A 17211-nucleotide genomic window follows, 5' to 3' on the forward strand; every position below is an offset into this window, starting at 1 on the left:
ATTCGTCGTGGGAGCATGGGGGAATGCGCCTAACCGTCCTCGGGTGCTCGGGCAGCGTGTCCGGCCCGGACTCCCCAGCGTCGGGCTATTTGCTGACCGGGCCGGATATGACGCCCGTGGTGATCGATTTCGGGCCCGGCGTGCTCGGCGCGTTGCAACGGTATGCCGATCCCGGTGAGGTCGACATCTTCCTCACCCACCTGCACGCCGACCACTGCCTCGATCTGCCCGGCCTGCTGGTCTGGCGGCGCTACCACCCGACACCGCCGGTCGGCCGGGCCATCGTGCGCGGACCGTCGGACAGCGCGCAGCGCATCGGCAACGCCTCGGCCGAGGTCGGCGGCGAATGCGACGACTGGTCCGACGTGATCGACCTGCAGCCGTGGAATGCCGGCGAGCAGATCGAATTCGGGCCGGGTCATATCGTGTCGGCGAGCCGGATGTTCCATCCGCCGGAGTCCTATGGTCTGCGGATCGTGACGGCTGCCGGGCGCACCTTCGTCTATACCGGTGACACCGCGATGTGCGATTCGGTCAAAGAACTCGCCCGAGGTGCCGACATTCTGATGGCCGAGGCGTCGTGGACCCACGACCCCGCGAATCGGCCACCCGGCATTCATCTTTCGGGCACCGAGGCGGGCATGATCGCCGCCGAGGCGGGTGTCAAAGAACTGTTGCTCACCCACATTCCGCCGTGGACCTCTCGCGAAGACGTGATCGCCGAAGCCAAGGCGCAGTTCTCCGGACCCGTGCACGCCGTCGCACCGGGTGAGACGTTCGATCTCTGACCGCCGGAGCCGCGCGAAGGTGCGGCAGTTAAGCTCTGCGCGTGTCTAGACGAGCCGATGGCAGGGCGGACGACGAACTCCGCGAGGTAAGGATCACCCGTGGATTCACCACGCATCCAGCGGGTTCGGTGCTGGTCGAGTTCGGTCAGACGCGGGTGATGTGCACCGCGAGCGTCACCGAGGGCGTGCCCCCGTGGCGCCGCGACTCCGGCCTCGGCTGGGTCACCGCCGAATACGCGATGCTGCCCGCGGCCACGCACACCCGCAGCGGACGCGAGTCGGTGAAGGGCAAGGTCGGCGGCCGCACCCAGGAGATCAGCCGCCTGATCGGCCGTTCGCTGCGCGCCTGCATCGACCTGGCCGCCATCGGCGAGAACACCATCGCCATCGACTGTGACGTACTGCAGGCCGACGGCGGCACCAGGACCGCCGCCATCACCGGCGCTTACGTCGCGCTCGTCGACGCGGTCACCTATCTGGCCGCCAAGGGCGTGCTGGCCGACCCGCAGCCCATCTCCTGCGCGATCGCCGCGGTGAGCGTCGGCGTGGTCGACGGCCGGGTGCGCCTGGACCTGCCCTACGAAGAGGATTCGCGCGCAGAGGTCGACATGAACGTGGTCGCCACCGACACCGGCACCCTGGTCGAGATCCAGGGCACCGGCGAGGGCGCCACCTTCCCGCGCTCCACCCTGGACAAGATGCTGGACTCCGCGCTGGTCGGCTGCGAGCAGATCTTCGGCATCCAGAAGGAGGCGCTGGCCCTGCCGTATCCCGGTGTGCTGCCGGAGCCGTCCGAGCCGAAGAAGAAGTAGTCATGGCGCGCCGGGTACTGGTGGCCAGCCGCAATGCCAAGAAGCTGAACGAACTGCGGCGCATTCTCGCCGACGCGGGCATAGCGGGCATCGAGATCGTCGGACTGGACGACGTGCCCGCCTACGACGAGGCGCCGGAGACCGGCGCGACGTTCGAGGAGAACGCGCTCGCCAAAGCACGTGACGGTGCTGTTGCTACCGGATTGGTTTGTGTCGCAGACGATTCCGGCATCGAGGTGGACGCGCTCAATGGCATGCCGGGTGTGCTCTCGGCGCGCTGGGCCGGGCGGCACGGTGACGACGCGGCCAACAACGCGCTGCTGCTCGCGCAACTCGGCGATGTGCCCGACGAGCGGCGCGGTGCGCGGTTCGTATCCACCTGCGCGCTGGTCGTGCCGGAAGGCGCGGAGATCGTGGTGCGCGGCGAATGGCCGGGTTCGGTCGGCCGGAAACCGCTGGGGGACGGTGGGTTCGGCTACGACCCGCTGTTCATCCCGGAGGGTGGCGACACCTCCGCCGCGCAACTGAGTCCCGCTGAAAAGGATGCGGTCTCGCACCGAGGCCGCGCGCTCACCCAGCTGTTGCCCGCGTTGTCCGAGCTCGCCGAGAGCTGAGGACGGGCCGGGCGCTGAGCACTCGCCGCAGGTCGGCCCGCCGATGACGTGAGCCGCACAACTTCTGATTTCCCGCATACGGAATCGCATGCGATTCCGTATGCGGGAAATCAAAAAGTGTGCGGCGGTCGCGTGCTAGATACCGAACTCTTCCTTGACCTTTTTCGCGTTGACGTGCTCGACGAAGAAGGACAGCAGCGGGATGGTGCCTGCGAGCAGGGTGCCTACGGTGCGCAGCACCGGCCAGCGCACCTTGACCGCGAGGTCGGCGGTGACCAGCAGGTAGACGAAGTACACCCAGCCGTGCACGACGGCGATCCAGCTGGGGGTGTGCACGTGGAAGCCGTACTTGGCGATCATCTCGCCGGTGAGCAGCAGCAGCCAGAGGCCGGTGATCCAGGCCAGGGTGCGGTACCGCAGCAGCGCGGACTTGATCTTGGCGGTGTCGGCGCCGCCGGTGCGCGCGGGTGCCAGGGTGCGCTCGGTGGCCGCGGTGCTCTCGGTGGAATTCTCGCTGGCGGTCAACCGGCGCTCCTCTCGGTGTCGCGGGTATGCAGGCCCGCCTCGCGGACCTGATCATCGATGTCTTGGGCGTGCAGTTCGGCCAGATACCTGTTGTATTCGGCGAGCACCGGGTCGTCGTCGCGGATGGCCTTCGGCCGTTCCGGCAGCAGGCCGGCCGGAATCTCGCGCGGCGCAGCCTTTTTCGGGCTGGGCCTGGGCTGGTCGCCGGGGTTCTCGCTCTCCTCGGCTTCGCGTTCCAGCCGGACGAACCGGAAGTAGGCGAACACCGCGAACGCCGCGAACAACGGCCACTGCAGCGCGTACCCCAGATTCTGGCCGGTGCCGCTGGTCGATTCGAACCGCTGCCACTGCCACCACGCCAGCGCCAAGCAGCCGAGGGCAGCGACGATCACCAGCGCGATGAGGGCCGGGCGATTGTGTGCCGAGCGGCGGGGTGAAGCGGACACGGCTACTACGGTACCCGTCTACTACGCGGCCCGTAGGAGCAGGTGGGCGGTCGGAATCCGCAACGACCCGCCCACGTCGGCAGGCGGGTCGCTGGGCTCAGAACTTGTAGGTGACGCCCGTCAGTCGCTCGGATTCTTCCCAGAGCCGCTTCCAGAGTTCCTTGTTCTTGGACAGCCGGCTCGACGGCGACGCCTCCACCGGCCCCTGGGTCTGGAAGAACCGGCGCGGACCCCAGTAGACCTCGGGATCGGCGTCCGGCATTGTCGCGGCGAACAGCGAGGAGTGCGCGGCCTTCTTCGGCGGGTGCCCGATGAGCGCGACGAACGGCTTGATGATCCGGTCGACCGGGGTCTCGGTCCTGGCGAACAGGTCGGTGGCCGAGACACCGGGGTGCACCGCGTAAGACCGCTTGGCGGAACCGGATTCGGCGAGCCTGCGCTGTAGTTCCCTGGCGAACATCAGGTTCGACAGCTTGGCCTGCGCGTAGGCGAGATTGCGCTGGTAGCGCCGGTTCTCGTAGTTGAGGTCGTCGATCCACAGCTTGGGGGTCTGCTTGTGCGCGATGCTGGCCAGCGTCACCACCCGGTCGCGGATGCGGTCCAGCAGCAGACCGGTCAGCGCGAAGTGGGCGAGGTGGTCGACGCCCCATTGGGTCTCGAAGCCGTCCTTGGTGCGCGAGAACGGCACGTTCATCAGGCCCGCGTTGTTGATCAGCACGTCGATCTCGCCTGATTCGTCGGCGAATTTACGTACCGACGCCAGGTCGGACAGGTCGAGCTCGGCGACGCGGACGTCGCCGGTGATGCCGTCGGCGACCGCCTGGGCCTTGGCCGCGTTGCGGCAGGCCATGATGACGGTCGCGCCGTTGGCCGCGAGGACCTCGGTGGTCACGGCGCCCAACCCGCCGTTCGCGCCGGTGATCACGAAGGTGCGTCCGGTCTGATCCGGGATTTCAGTAGGTTTCCACGCCATGAAACAACCTTACTCTGGAGTAAGTTTCCGGGGAAGGGGTTCACCCCGGTTCGATGACGAGTGTCTCAGACGGAGGTGATACCTGTCACTCGGCCGGGTGCGGAAACCGCCGCGAGAGAGCACAGTCGCAAGCGATCACAGCAGCGCGCCCGGCAAATCGCACGGCCTTCGTCAAAGATCACAACCCGCGCACGCGAAGTTCACTCAGCGTCCGCTGCCGATTGGTTGCTGGAACACGGCCGCCAGGGTCGTGCCGACCGTGTCGCTCCATACCTGCCAGGTCGCCGGGTCGAGCATCATCGAGCCGACATCGGTGGTCGTCACCCCGGGTGCGACGGGTTTGCCGGCGAAGCGGTCGCGCAGCCACAGCAGCGCGCGCGGCGCGCCGATCGGGTCGAGCGTCAGGTGCTCGCTGAAGTGATCGCGGATGTATTCGACGCGGGCGTTGGGGTCCTGGGCGTAATAGGCGACGAGGTCGTTGACCGGGCCGACCGGGATCAGCCAGTCCGGGTTCGCCTGGAACATGAACATCGGCATGTCCGGCACGGCCTTGCCCATCTTGGTCTTGTCCAGCACCGCGGTGACCGTGGGATCGCTGAACGGATTCTTGGCGAGCATGCCGATGTTGTCGGCGAACGGGAAGAAGATGGACTGGTAGCTCGCGCAGAGCTGCTCCTTCGCCGCCATCATCAGCTTGCCGAGGCCGTTCATGTTGGTGTCGAGGAAGTTTCGCAGCTCCGGGTATTCGCGCGAGACGCCGAGCGCACCCGCGAAGATCAGTCCGGCGGAGAGGTTGCCGTTGGCCATCTTCAGCGCGGCCGACAGGTCGGCGGGGATGCCGCCCTCGGCGACGCCGACGATATTCAGTTCCGGCGCGTAACTGCGCTTCAGCTCGGCGGCGTGGCCGGTGGCGATGGCGCCGCCGGAGTAGCCCATCAGCCCGACCCGGGTTGCGTTCCCGGACAACTCCATCGGATCGAAGGTGGTCGCGGCGCGGATGCCGTCCAGGGTGATCCGGCCCGCCAACGGCCCTGCGGCATAAGCGGAATCGGGTCCTTGATGATCGGGCACGACCACCGCCCAGCCCTGCGCCAGCGCCGCCTGGACCTCCAGGAACTGCGCCGCTACCAGGATCGAGCCGGTGAGCGTGGCGGGGATCGAGCCCATCTGCAGCTGATAGGACGGCATGCAGTAGTTGCCGGTGGAGTCCTCGGCGATCTGGTAGGAGAACAGCGGCCGATCGGCGACGTGACCGCGCGGCTTCAGCACCGTGGCCACCGCGGCGATCGGCTCGCCGCGGGTGTTGGTCGACCGATACGACAGCTGCCAGGAATCGACGTTGACCGGTATCAGCGACAGATTCGCCACGTGCACCTGGCGGGCCGCGATGATCTGGCCGGGTGCGAGATCCGCGTAGGTTTCCGGTGCCGGGCGATAGAACGCGGGATCGAAGCCGGGCGGCATCGGCGGAATCGGGAACTGCAGTGCGGGCTGGATCGGCGGCGTATCCGGCTCCGCGACGGCCGCCCCGGCGAGGGCGAAGGGCAGCCCGGCCGCCAGCACGGCGAGGGCCGCGAGCAGCTTCGATGCGTGCTTGCGCGGTGTAACCACAGATCAACCTCTTTGTTGCCCGGGCGCACATGTGAGCCCAATCGGTTTCAGACTGTTGACGAGTATGCATCGCCATGACGTGAATCACAAACATCGGTGGCCGAGACGTGCCTCGCAGCGGGGGTGCACACCTCTCGAAGCCGGAGCGAATGCGCAGGTACGCATGGGTCGGGCCGCGCCTCGGATACGGTGGGAGCGTGACCATGGTTGGCAGGCAGTACGGCGGACGCGCCGTCACGGAGCGCAAGGCCGAACGCCGCGAGCGCTTCCTGGACGCGGCGACCCGGATCTTCGCCGAACGCGGCTACGCGAACTGCTCGCTGGCCGACGTCTGCGCCGCCGCGTCACTGTCCAAGCGGCAGTTCTACGAGGAGTTCCAGACCAGGGAAGACGTGCTGGTCGCCGCCTACGACCGAATCCAGGACGAGGCGGCCGCCGTGCTGCTCGCGGCGCTGACCGACCTCGACCCGCGCTTCGACATGACCGCGGCGATGACCGCGATGGTCTCGGCCTATCTGGGGTCGATCGGCTCGGACCCGTATCGCGCCAAGGTCGCCTTCATCGAGGTCGTCGGCGTCAGTGACCGGATGGAGCGGCATCGGCGCGAACGGCGGCACGCGTGGGCGCAGCTGCTGGACACCAAATTGGTGCCCACGGTGGCGCCCGGCGCTCGGATTCGCGGCGGAAGTGCCTGGGGCGCAAGCGCACTGATCGGCGCGATCAACGGCCTGGCGCATGAATGGGTGCTGGCCGACCCGCGTCCGTCGGTGGGGGAGCTGGTGGAACTGCTGGTGCCGATCGCGCTGTCGCTGATGGAAGTTCCGGATCAGCGCACGGCGTAAGTAGCCAGCGACGGGGCCAGCGCGTCGAACGCGATGGTGATGTATTCGGTGAGAGCTGCGGCGATTTCGTCGTTCGGCTGACCGTCGAGGGTTCGGCGCATGGTCTCGTCGAACAGCACCCGGTGCACCCCGCCCAGTTGAGCCGCCGCCACCCGCGGCGTGATATCCGTTGCCGCCGCACCGGTTTCGGCGGTGAGCGTCGCGGCTAGGGCCTGCTCGCGCTCGTCGTGGAATTCGCGCAGCCGCGCCGTCAGTGCGGGACTGTCGTTGATCATCTTGGCGAACTCCGGTCCGGAGAAGCCGACCACCGGATCCTGTTCGGCCGCTGCCGTCAGGTAGGCGCTGCGCAGTGCCGCCAACGCGGACTCGCCGGGTTCGCGTTCGCGAACGGTGCGCGCGAGCTGGTCGATGAACACGTCCGCCAGGTCGAGCGCCAGGTCCTCTTTGCGCGGGAAGTAGTTGGTCACCGTCATCTTGGCGACCTGTGCGGCGGCCGCGACGTCGGCGATCGTCACCTTGTCGAAGCCGTGCTCGAGGAACAGCATGGTCGCGTGATGGGAGATGTTCTCCCTGGTCTGCAGCTTTTTCCGGTCCCGCAGGCCCAACGTCTCGGTACTCATGACATCACCATAGCTGATACCGACCAAAATTTATGCTTGACATATTTTTATGTCTGTTCTAAGTTTGTGCTCGTCGTCAGAACGAAGGAGCAGCACCTCGATGAACCACGGACTTGTCGAAGCAACCCCGGCCCGCACCAGCTCCACCACCGACCGAAAGGGACCAGCCACCATGGCCGACAAGACCACCGCACAGACCACCATCGACGCCGTGCTCGAGCGCTTCGCGCCGACCGAAGCCGCGACCAAGCGAAAGAAGTCGCGCGCCAACGCCTTCCCCGGCACGCAGCGACTCGACCGAAAGGTCCTCTCGCCCAACCGGACCGCCTTCCGGGCGGCCCCGCAGCGCCCGCTGCGCATCCCAGGTCGCGGCTGACCAGCCGAGCACTGCCCCCGCCGGTCGTCGGCGCAGCACCGCGCCGACGACCGGTTCGCTCCCTTCGGAAGGACTCACCCGTGACCAAGCTCTGCACCGCCCGCCCGGCTCGCGTGTCCGGCACCGTCAGCGAAGACCCGGTCAACGACTACCTGCGGCTCATCGCCCGCACCCCGCTGCTCACCGCCACCGAAGAGGTCGAGCTCGCCCAGCGCATCGAGGCGGGGGTGCTGGCCGGCCAACGGCTCGCCGACGAGGCCGAGCTCGACCCGGCGGAACACCGTGCACTGCGCCGGCGCGTCATCGACGGTCAGCGCGCCAAGGACCACATGGTCGAGGCCAACCTGCGCCTGGTCGTCTCGATCGCCAAGCGTTACCCGACGCCCGTCGGCATGTCGCTGCTTGACCTGGTGCAGGAGGGCACCGTCGGCATGATGCGCGCGGTGGAGAAGTTCGATCACCACCGCGGGCTGAAGTTCTCCACCTACGCCACCTGGTGGATCAAGCAGGGCATCGGCCGCGCGCTGGCCGATCAGGGCCGCACCATTCGCATCCCGGTTCACGTCGTCGAGGTGCTGAATCGGGTGGTCCGCACCCAGCGGGCGCTCACCCAGCAGCTCGGCCGCGCGGTCAGCCCGGCCGAACTGGCCGTGGAACTCGACATGACGCCGGAGAAGGTGCGCGAGGTGCTCGATCATGCGCGCGAACCCATTTCGCTGCACACGCCGGTCGGCGAGGACGACACCGCCGAGCTGGGTCAGCTCATCGCCGACACCGCACCGGACCCATCCGATGCGGCGCTGGCGTCGGCGGTGCGGGTCCAGCTCGATAAGGTTCTGGCCGCATTGTCCGAGCGCGAAGCCGAGGTGATCGCCCTGCGTTACGGTCTGCACGGCGCCGAGCCGAAGACGCTCGACGAGGTCGGCAAGACCTATGGAGTGTCGCGCGAACGGGCCCGCCAGATCGAGGCCAAAGGCATGGCCAAGCTGCGGCAACCGACGCGGGCCAAGGTGCTCGAAGGCCTGCTCGGCTGAGCCCGGCCGCCACCGCCCGTCGAGTCGCTGCCGTGTCGCTGGACGGACAGGAGGGCGGATCAAGACCATACTGAGTCGATGACCGGTGCAGTCGCTGTCGCCGAGAAAGCCCCCGAGCCGATGAGCCGGGCGAAGACCAACATTGTGTTCGCCACGATTGTGCTGGGCATGCTGCTGGCCGCGCTCGATCAGACGATCGTGTCCACCGCGCTGCCGACGATCGTCGCCGACCTCGGCGAGGCGGGGCACATGGCCTGGGTGGTCACGGCCTATCTGCTCGCCGAGGCGGTGGCGACCGCGCTGGCGGGCAAGCTCGGCGATCTGTTCGGCCGCAAGCTGGTCTTCCAGCTCAGCGCGTTGATCTTCATCATCGGTTCGATGATCGCCGGCCTGGCGAACGGGATGATGATGCTGATCATCGCCCGCGGCATCCAGGGCTTCGGCGGCGGCGGACTGATGGTCACGGCGATGGCGCTCATCGCCGACACCATCCCGCTGCGTCAGCGCGGCAAGTATCAGGGCGCGCTCGGTGCCGTTTTCGGTGTCACCACGGTGATCGGGCCGACGCTCGGCGGCCTGTTCACCGACCACGCTAGCTGGCGCTGGTGCTTCTACGTCAACGTGCCGATCGCGATTCTCATGATCGTGATGTCGGCCCGCACCATTCCCCGGGTGCGCGCGGTCATCAAGCCGATCATCGACTACGCGGGCATCGGGCTTGTCGCCGTGGCGGTTTCGACGCTCATTCTCGGGCTCGAATGGGGCGGGCAGGAGTACCCGTGGGGCTCGTCGATGATCCTCGGACTGTTCGCGGCCTCGGTGGTGCTGTTCGCGGCGTTCGTGGTGATCGAACTGCGGGCGAAGGAACCCATGCTGCCGATGGGCTTGTTCCGCAGCCGGGTGTTCACGGTGTGCTCGATCCTGAGCTTCATCTGCGGTTTCGCGATGCTCGGCTCGATCACCTATCTGCCCGCGTATCTGCAGTACGTGGACGGGGTTTCGGCGACCATGTCCGGCGTGCGCTCGCTACCGCTGGTGGTGGGCCTGCTGGTCACCTCGATCCTGTCCGGCCAGGTGGTCGGCAAGACCGGCCACTACCGGTACTTCCCGATCGTCGGCACGCTGGTGATGGCGCTCGGGCTGTACCTGATGTCGACCATGGGCCGCGACACCGGCTTCTGGGAAGAATCGCTGTACATGATGGTGCTGGGTCTGGGCATCGGCCTGACCATGCAGGTGCTCACCATCGTCGTGCAGAACACCGTGCCCTACGCGCAACTCGGCACCGCAACCTCCGGCGTCACCTTCTTCCGCACCCTCGGAAGTACTTTCGGCACCGCGATTTTCGGCACCCTGTACAGCAACGAGATCGGCCCGAACCTGCGCGAGGGGCTGGCGCAGGCGAAGGTAGTGCCGCCGGAGGTGGCGGCGAATCCGCAGTCGCTGCAGGCGGTGCCCGACGACGTGGCGGCACCCATCATCGACGCCTACGCGAAGACCATCGACCACGTCTTCGTCTGGGTGGTTCCGGTGGCGCTGGTCGGCTTCGTGGTCGCCTGGTTCCTCAAAGAAGTGCCGCTGCGTGACAGTGCCCGCACCGGCGCGGGCGATGTCGGCGGCGGCTTCTCGGTGCCCGACTCCGCGGACCGGGTGGTGCAGCTGGAGCGGGCCATCGCCGGAACCCTGCGCAAATCACATGCCGAGGGACCGATCGGGCCGCGCATCCTCGCCGACGCGGGTAGCACGCTGAGCCGCGGTGAGGCCTGGGCGCTCGGCCAGGTCTACCTGCGCGACCGCGTCAAGGGCGGTGCGACGATCGACTCGGTCGCGCGGGCGCACAAGCTGCCCGACGACGTGCTCGAGCCGATCTATCGGCGGGTGGCCACCAAGGGATACCTCATCGATGACGGCCGGGAACTGCGGCTGACCGACCAGGGCCAGGCCGAGCTGGACCGGGTGAAGGCCGCGTGGCGCCGGTGGCTCGACAGCTCGCTCGACGACTGGAACAACGACGATCCGGCCGATCGCGCGCTGTTCGACCAAGCCCTGGACAACGTCGCCGCCAAGCTGCTCGAGGAAGAAACCGGCGAGCACGAGCCCGCCCGCGCCTGAAAACAACCCGCATTGCGATCGCGCCACCACCTTGCGTGGCGAATACTCGTGCACGTATATTCGTAGACGAGTAAGGAGGTGCGATGGCCAAGAAGCGCAAGGTGAACAACCTGCTCGCGCTCGCGGTGCTCTCCGTGATGGTCGACCGGCCCAAGCACCGCTACGAGATCGCCCAGACGCTGCGCGACCGCGGCAAAGACCAGGACATGGACATCAAGTGGGGTTCGCTCTACACCGTCGTGCAGAACCTCGCGAAGGTCGGTTTCCTGGAGGTCGTCGGCAGTGAGCGTGACGGTGCCCGGCCGGAGCGGGTGATCTACCGGATCACCGACGCGGGCCGCGCCGAACTCACCGACTGGACCAGGGAATTGCTCGCCGAGCCGGAACCGGAACAGAACCGGTTCGTCGCAGGGCTTTCCGTGCTCGCGGTGCTGCCTCCCGACGAGGTCGCCGAGTTGCTCGGCCGGCGCATCGAGGCGCTCGACCGGCTCGTCGACTCGGGGCGCCGGGAACTCGACCAAGCTCTGGCCGGCAAACTGCCGCGCCTGTTCATCATCGAATCCGAATACGGGCTCGCGATGCTGAAAGCCGAAGCCGCCTGGGCCCGTTCGCTGCGCGACGAACTCGTCGACGGCACGTTCCCCGAGGTGGACTGGTGGCGGCAGGTGCACGCCGAAAACATCCCGGTGGCGGAAGTCATCGCGTCCGTAGAAAGGGGGATGACCGAACAGGAATCGTCCTGACCACGAGACCGGGCCCGGCGGGGTGCGGCAACACCGCCGCCGAGCCCGATTGAACAGTCTCGAACCGCGCCCGCGTACGCGCACCCGGCTACAAGGCTGGCAACCACAGGATAACTGGGTGCGTTGCGTACGGGCCGGTTCGGGGATTCGAAAAATCCGCAGTACCCGAACCTGGAGACACCCATGTCTGAAACTCGAACCGCACTGGTCATCGGCGGCGGCATCGCCGGACCGGTCGCCGCGACCGCCCTGCTGAAGGCGGGCATCGATGCCCGCGTCTACGAGGCCTATCCCGGACCATCCGACAACATCGGCAGCGGGCTCGCGCTCGCACCCAACGGCATTGCCGCCCTGGACATAATCGGCGCGGGTGACGCCGTGCGCGACATCGCCGTGCCGGTGCCGAAGATGGGCCTGTCCGTCAACGACAAGGACATGCACATGCCCGGCCTGTCCGGCCTGCCGCCACTGCAACTGGTCGATCGCGGCGAACTGCACCAGACGCTGCACGATCACGCGGTCGCCGCCGGTGTGCCCTTCGAATACAACAAGCGCCTGGTCGATGTCGTCGAGACGGAGTCGGGCATCACCGCCCGGTTCACCGACGGCAGCACGGCCACCGCCGACGTACTGATCGGGGCCGACGGCATCCGATCCACGGTGCGCGGTTTGATCGACCCGCAGGCGCCGGGGCCGGAGTACCTCGGCATGCTCGGCTTCGGTGCGCTGGTCGACTACGACGGCGAGATCCCGGCCGACACCATGACCTTCGCGTTCGGCAAGAAGGCCTACTACCTGTACGGGCCGGGCGGCGACGGCCGGGTGATGTGGGGCGCGAACCTGCCGCACAAGGAGTACCTGTCGCTCACCGCGGCCCGGGCGATCCCGAAATCGCACTGGCTCGACATCCTGCGCGAGACCTACGCCGAGGACACCCCCGGCGGCGAACTGGCCAGGCGCACCACCGAGGCGCAACTGGAAGTCATCGGCGCACTGCACATCATGCCGCCGGTGCCGCACTGGTTCCGCGGCCGGATGGTGCTGGTGGGCGACGCGGTGCACGCGCCGTCCAACAGCTCCGGTCAGGGTGCGTCGCTGGCCATCGAGAGTGCCGTCCAGATCGCTCGCTGTCTGCGTGACCTGCCGGTACCGGCGGCGTTCGCCACCTATGAGCAGCTGCGCCGCGGCCGGGTGGAGGCCGTCGCGGCCCGTGCGGCGAAGGCCAACCACAGCAAGACCCTCGGCCCGGTCGCACGCAAGATGATGCAGCTGCTCGCTCCGGTGTTCATCAAGATGATGAACCCGGAGAAGACCATGGGACCCGAGCAGCGCTACCGGATCGACTGGGATGCGCCCGCGCAGCAGGAATTAGCCGTAGCGGCCTGATTCGCCCGAACCGGGCGGGCTGGTGGTCCGTACTCTGTGGAGCACATCAAGTCGAGCGCACTCCGGGGGAACGATGCAACCTGACCACCAGCCTGCCCTGCACCTGACGGGCCTGTGCAAACGCTTCGGCGGTCCATGGGTCGTCGACAACGTGAGCCTGGCGGTCCCGCCGGGCTCCTTCTTCGGCCTGGTCGGACCCAACGGCGCGGGCAAGACGACGACCCTGTCGATGGCCTGCGGACTGCTGCGGCCCGACAGCGGCCGCGCCGAGATCTTCGGCGCCGACGTGTGGGCCGACCCGGTGCGCGCGAAAACCCTGGCGGGCGTTCTACCGGACGGACTCGCGCTGCCGGAACGGCTCACCGGACGGGAATTGCTCACCTACACCGGGCTTTTGCGTGGCATGCCGGAGCGCACGGTGGCCGAGCGCGCCGACGAGCTGCTCGCGGTGTTCGAATTGACCGGGGCCGAAGGCACTTTGGTGGTCGACTACTCCGCGGGCATGCGTAAGAAGATCGGTCTCGCGACCGCGCTGCTGCACGCACCGAAGCTGCTGGTGCTCGACGAGCCGTTCGAGGCGGTGGATCCGGTGTCGGCGAGCACGATTCGCACCATCCTGCAGCGTTTCGTCGCCGCGGGCGGCGCGGTGGTGCTGTCGAGTCACGTGATGGCGCTGGTGGAGAACCTGTGCGACCAGGTCGCGGTGATCACCGGCGGCCGGGTGGTCGCGGCGGGCACGCTGGAGCAGGTGCGCGGCGGAACCACGTTGGAGGAGGCGTTCGTTCGCCTCGTCGGTGGTCGGGTCGGCGGCGAGGACGGACTGTCGTGGCTGGCGTCCTGATCCGCATGCGGCTGCTGCTCACCAGGCGGGCGCTGACCAACGGCTGGCAGGGCTTCACCTTCGTGACCGGCATCCTGGCCGGTGCTGTCGTCGCGATCGTCACGGCGGCGGTGATCGGTTTCGCGGCGCGCGACGGCGACGTGACCCATGGAACGACCATCGCTGCAACGCTTTTCGGCATATGGACGCTCGGCTGGCTGTGCGGTCCGGTGCTGATCGGCAGCAGCGACGAGACCGTGCAGCCGGAGCATCTGCGGCTGCTGCCGATCAGCCATCGCGGGCTGGCCGCCGGGCTGCTCGCCGCGGCATTCGCGGGGCCCGCGCCGGTGATCAACCTGATCGCCTTCAGCGGGTTGATCGTGTTCGCGGCGCAATGGGGTTGGGCGGCAACGCTGGTCGCGCTGATCGGGGTGCTGCTGCACCTGGTGTTCGTGGTGCTGCTGTCGCGGGTGGTGCTGGCCTGGGTCGGTGCGGCCATGCGGTCGCGGCGCGGCAAAGATCTCGGCGTGCTGCTGGCCGGGCTGGTGGGCCTCGCCTACTACCCGTTGAGCTGGTTGCTGGGGCACGTGAGCGAGCTGCGGGACGTGCCGTCCGGTGTCGCGACGGCGCTGCGCTGGTCGCCGTCCGGTTGGGCACCGGCCGCCGTAGAAGCTGCGGCACAAGGGGATTGGCTGATCGCGCTGCTGGCGCTGGTCGCGCTGGCCGTGGCGTCGCTCGGGTTGTGGCAAGCGTGGTCGGTGCTGCTGGCCCGGCGCCTGGCCGCGCCGATGAACTCGGTGGCAGGCAGCAGCGGCGGTGGTCTGCTCGGCCGGGTGCGACAGGGCGGACCGGTCGGCGCCGTGCTGGTCAAGGAGCTGCGCGCCTGGTGGCGGGACAGCCGGCGCCGGGCCACGCTGCTGCCGGTGCTCGTGGTCGGCATCCTGATGCCGGTGTTCCCGGCCGTCCAGGGCGGCAGCGCGGGTGGCGTGCCGTTCGCGGGTGTCACCGCAGCCTTGTTCGCCGTGCTGGCCGCCGCCAATCTCTACGGTTACGACGGCACCGCGCTGTGGCAAACCCTGGTCACCCCGGGTGCGGCCCGCGCGGACGTGCGTGGCCGCCTGCTGGCTTTGCTGCTGGTGGTCGGGGTGCCCACGCTGCCGCTCGGTTTGATTCTGCCGGGGGCGCTCGGCCGGTGGGAGATGTATCCGTGGGTGCTCTCGCTGTATCCGGTCGCGCTAGGTGTCGGGGCTTGCTCGGCGCTGATGCTGTCGGTCATCGCGCCGTATCCGTTGCCGCCGCGCACCGGTAATCCGTTCTCCGGTTCCGGTAACCCGGGGTGCGCGAAGATGCTGATCCAGTCCGTCATGATTTTCGGGCAAATGTTCTCGGTGCTGCCGGTGGTGGCCATCCTGCTGGTCGGTCGCGCGACCGAGCTGAAGGCGGTCGAATGGCTGGCGGTCCCGGTCGGTTTAGGTCTCGGGATCGCGGCGGCCGTGCTCGGTGCTCGCATCGCTGAGCGGCGGTTGGCCACGGGTGGGCCGGAGCTGCTCGCCGCCGTTCGCCCGAAGTGAGCAAGATCGGCCTTCAGCAACATCGGCGAGGCAATAGACTTGTCCGGTGAGCGATAGGGATTCCGATGGCAGTTTGGATCTGAATCAGTTGCGCACATTTCTGGCCGTGCACCGGGCGGGGTCGATCACCGCGGGGGCCCGGCTGGTCGGATTGTCGCAGCCCACGGTAACCGCGCAACTACAGGCACTGGAGAAGCGGCTGGAGCAACGCCTGTTCGAGCGGCTGCCGCGCGGCGTCGCGCCGACGGCGGCCGCCGCGGAGTTGGCGGCGCGGATCGCCGAACCGTTGGACGCCTTGAACGCGGTCGCCGGACGGAATGTCGCGGCGCAGTTCGAAGCGCAGCCACCGGTCCGGTTGGCAGGCCCTGCGGAAATGCTTGCGGTGCAGGCGCTTCCGGCGTTGGCGCCGCTGGTGGCGGACGGTGTCCGGCTGACCGTGACGGCCGGGCTCTCGGAAGATCTGCTGGCCGGGCTGCGCGCCGGTCACCACGACATCGTGGTGTCGACCGTGCGCCCGCGGGGCCGGACGGTGGTCGCCGAGGCGTTGTCGGACGAGGAATTCGTCCTGGTCGCCGCGCCCGCTGTCGCCCAGCGGATCGACCTCGCGCAGCTGCGCGCCGAGGGTCCGGCCGCGTTGACCACGGTCCCGCTCGTCAGCTACGCCGCCGATCTACCGATCCTGCGCCGGTACTGGCGGCACGTCTTCGGCATCCGGCTGGCCGGCGAGGCCGCGGTGATCGTCTCGGATCTGCGTGCTGTCGCCGCCGCGGTCGCCGCGGGCGCGGGGATCAGCGTGCTGCCGCGTTATCTGTGTGCGGCCCAGCTGGATTCGGGCGCCCTGGTCACCCTGCTCGACCCGCCGGACCCGCCGATCAACACCGGCTTCCTGGTCCGCCGCCCCGGCACCGTCGCCCGCCCGCACGTCGACCTCGTGCACGCGCACCTGCGCGCCGCCGCCCGCACCTGGTAGCCGCACACTTTCTGATTTCCCGCACATGGAATCGCATGCGATTCGGTATGCGGGAAATCAAAAAGTATGCGTCGCAGCGGACTTCGGGCCGATGGAGGCGCGGTAGCAGTGTGCGGCGGATCGAGAGTGTGCCAGCCGTGTGTCCCGGGTGGAGGGTGCGCTAGGCGCGGGCCGCGCGGGTGCGGAGGATGTCGGCGGTCTGCGCGTCGGCGGGGAGGAACGCTTCCAGGTGCAGTTCGGCGAGGGTGATGTCGGTGGCGGTGGCGAACGAGGTGAGGGTGGTGATGAGTCGCAGCTCCCCGTCGTCGCTGCGCAGCCGCAGTGGCACCGCGAAACCGAGGTGGTCCGGGCCTGGTTCGGCCTGGGGCAGATAGCCTTCCAGTTCCTCGATCAATTCGCCGAGGGCCGCGTCGGGGCTGCGGGACACCTGGCCGCGCAGTGCCTCGATGACGTGCCTGCCCCACTCGGGCAGGTTCGCCACGCGCTTGGCCAGCCCGTCCGGATGTTAAGCGAGGCGCAGCACATTGATCGGCGGCTCCAGCAGTTCCGGGGCTGCCCCCTCGGTGAGCACCTCGAAGGCCGCGTTGGCGGCGAGCAGGATGCCGCGCGGGCGCACCACCAGCGCGGGGTAGGGCTGGTGGCCGTCCAGAATCGTTTTCAGTGCCTCGCGTACCGGACCCAATTCCGGTGTGTCGAGGTTGGATTCGGGAAAGGCCGGCGCGTATCCCGCCGCGAGCAGCAGGCTGTTGCGTTCCCGCAGAGACAATTCCAGCGACTCCGCCAGCCGCACCACCATGGTGCGCCCGGGCCGCGATCGACCTTGCTCCAGGAAGCTCAGATGCCGCTGGGTGGTGTCCGCCCGGATCGCGAGGTCGAGCTGGCTGACCCGGCGCAGGGTCCGCCAATGCTTCAGCTCACGGGCGAATCCGGGTGCTGCGATCGCCGTTGTCATGTGCACAGTCTTATCC

At 68.2% G+C, this 17211-nt stretch carries 17 protein-coding genes and 1 pseudogene; 12 read left to right on the top strand and 6 right to left on the bottom strand.

The window, feature by feature from the left end:
• The first annotated feature begins 23 nt into the window (after positions 1-23).
• The 3 genes from DBO33_RS08205 to rdgB are packed head-to-tail and all read left to right on the top strand — an operon-like array spanning position 24 to position 2214.
• A complete protein-coding gene (locus tag DBO33_RS08205) occupies positions 24-788 on the top strand; it encodes a cyclic nucleotide-degrading phosphodiesterase (RefSeq protein ID WP_107654488.1) in 765 nt (254 codons plus the stop codon).
• A 41-nt stretch (positions 789-829) separates the two neighbouring features.
• Complete coding sequence (gene rph, locus DBO33_RS08210) at positions 830-1600, top strand: ribonuclease PH (protein ID WP_107654489.1); 771 nt, start codon at positions 830-832, stop codon at positions 1598-1600.
• 2 nt (positions 1601-1602) lie between these two features.
• Complete coding sequence (gene rdgB, locus DBO33_RS08215; protein ID WP_107654490.1) at positions 1603-2214, top strand: RdgB/HAM1 family non-canonical purine NTP pyrophosphatase; 612 nt, start codon at positions 1603-1605, stop codon at positions 2212-2214.
• A gap of 135 nt (positions 2215-2349) precedes the next feature.
• Here rdgB and DBO33_RS08220 read toward each other — a convergent pair whose 3' ends face one another.
• The 4 genes from DBO33_RS08220 to DBO33_RS08235 form a co-directional block, all read right to left on the bottom strand.
• Positions 2350-2739: a DUF3817 domain-containing protein gene (locus DBO33_RS08220; protein ID WP_407670497.1), complete on the bottom strand. Its 390-nt coding sequence runs from the start codon at positions 2737-2739 to the stop codon at positions 2350-2352.
• Positions 2736-3185, bottom strand: a complete 450-nt coding sequence (locus tag DBO33_RS08225; protein WP_107654491.1) for a transcriptional regulator — start codon at positions 3183-3185, stop codon at positions 2736-2738. The genes DBO33_RS08220 and DBO33_RS08225 overlap by 4 nt, the downstream gene beginning before the upstream one ends.
• Before the next feature lie 97 nt (positions 3186-3282).
• Positions 3283-4158 carry an oxidoreductase gene (locus tag DBO33_RS08230; protein ID WP_107654492.1) on the bottom strand — a complete coding sequence of 292 codons (876 nt, stop codon included), beginning with the start codon at positions 4156-4158 and terminating at the stop codon, positions 3283-3285.
• 204 nt (positions 4159-4362) lie between these two features.
• Positions 4363-5769, bottom strand: coding sequence for a lipase family protein (locus DBO33_RS08235; protein ID WP_107654493.1), 1407 nt, complete (start codon positions 5767-5769; stop codon positions 4363-4365).
• Positions 5770-5972: 203 nt separating this feature from the next.
• Here DBO33_RS08235 and DBO33_RS08240 point away from each other — a divergent pair, with 203 nt between their 5' ends.
• A complete protein-coding gene (locus DBO33_RS08240) occupies positions 5973-6611 on the top strand; it encodes a TetR/AcrR family transcriptional regulator (protein ID WP_234391338.1) in 639 nt (212 codons plus the stop codon).
• On the opposite strand, the gene DBO33_RS08245 is transcribed toward DBO33_RS08240, so the two are convergent.
• A complete protein-coding gene (locus DBO33_RS08245) occupies positions 6596-7231 on the bottom strand; it encodes a TetR/AcrR family transcriptional regulator (RefSeq protein WP_107654494.1) in 636 nt (211 codons plus the stop codon). The two genes, DBO33_RS08240 and DBO33_RS08245, sit on opposite strands and share 16 nt — an antisense overlap.
• Positions 7232-7331: 100 nt before the next feature.
• Here DBO33_RS08245 and DBO33_RS08250 point away from each other — a divergent pair, with 100 nt between their 5' ends.
• The 8 genes from DBO33_RS08250 to DBO33_RS08285 all read left to right on the top strand — a co-directional run bounded on the left by DBO33_RS08250 (position 7332) and on the right by DBO33_RS08285 (position 16243).
• Positions 7332-7607 carry a hypothetical protein gene (locus DBO33_RS08250; RefSeq protein ID WP_107654495.1) on the top strand — a complete coding sequence of 92 codons (276 nt, stop codon included), beginning with the start codon at positions 7332-7334 and terminating at the stop codon, positions 7605-7607.
• Between the two features lie 80 nt (positions 7608-7687).
• Entirely contained in the window at positions 7688-8641 is a 954-nt protein-coding gene (locus tag DBO33_RS08255) for a sigma-70 family RNA polymerase sigma factor (protein WP_107654496.1), read from the top strand.
• Between the two features lie 78 nt (positions 8642-8719).
• Positions 8720-10753 (top strand): MDR family MFS transporter, encoded by a 2034-nt coding sequence (locus DBO33_RS08260; protein ID WP_107654497.1) that lies wholly within the window; start codon positions 8720-8722, stop codon positions 10751-10753.
• 83 nt (positions 10754-10836) lie between these two features.
• The gene (locus tag DBO33_RS08265; protein ID WP_107654498.1) at positions 10837-11496 is read left to right on the top strand and encodes a PadR family transcriptional regulator; all 660 of its coding nucleotides are present in this window, start codon (positions 10837-10839) and stop codon (positions 11494-11496) included.
• A gap of 183 nt (positions 11497-11679) precedes the next feature.
• Positions 11680-12882 (top strand): FAD-dependent oxidoreductase, encoded by a 1203-nt coding sequence (locus DBO33_RS08270; protein WP_107654499.1) that lies wholly within the window; start codon positions 11680-11682, stop codon positions 12880-12882.
• Positions 12883-12955: 73 nt separating this feature from the next.
• The gene (locus DBO33_RS08275) at positions 12956-13723 is read left to right on the top strand and encodes an ABC transporter ATP-binding protein (protein ID WP_107654500.1); all 768 of its coding nucleotides are present in this window, start codon (positions 12956-12958) and stop codon (positions 13721-13723) included.
• Positions 13708-15273 carry a hypothetical protein gene (locus DBO33_RS08280; protein WP_107654501.1) on the top strand — a complete coding sequence of 522 codons (1566 nt, stop codon included), beginning with the start codon at positions 13708-13710 and terminating at the stop codon, positions 15271-15273. The genes DBO33_RS08275 and DBO33_RS08280 overlap by 16 nt, the downstream gene beginning before the upstream one ends.
• A 46-nt stretch (positions 15274-15319) precedes the next feature.
• Positions 15320-16243, top strand: a complete 924-nt coding sequence (locus tag DBO33_RS08285) for a LysR family transcriptional regulator (protein WP_107654502.1) — start codon at positions 15320-15322, stop codon at positions 16241-16243.
• Between the two features lie 160 nt (positions 16244-16403).
• Here the strand turns inward: DBO33_RS08285 and DBO33_RS08290 are convergent.
• Positions 16404-17195: pseudogene (locus DBO33_RS08290) on the bottom strand (helix-turn-helix domain-containing protein).
• Between the last annotated feature and the right edge of the window lie 16 nt (positions 17196-17211).

Origin of the sequence: Nocardia suismassiliense (genome assembly GCF_900269665.1) — a bacterium.
GTDB lineage: Bacteria > Actinomycetota > Actinomycetes > Mycobacteriales > Mycobacteriaceae > Nocardia > Nocardia suismassiliense.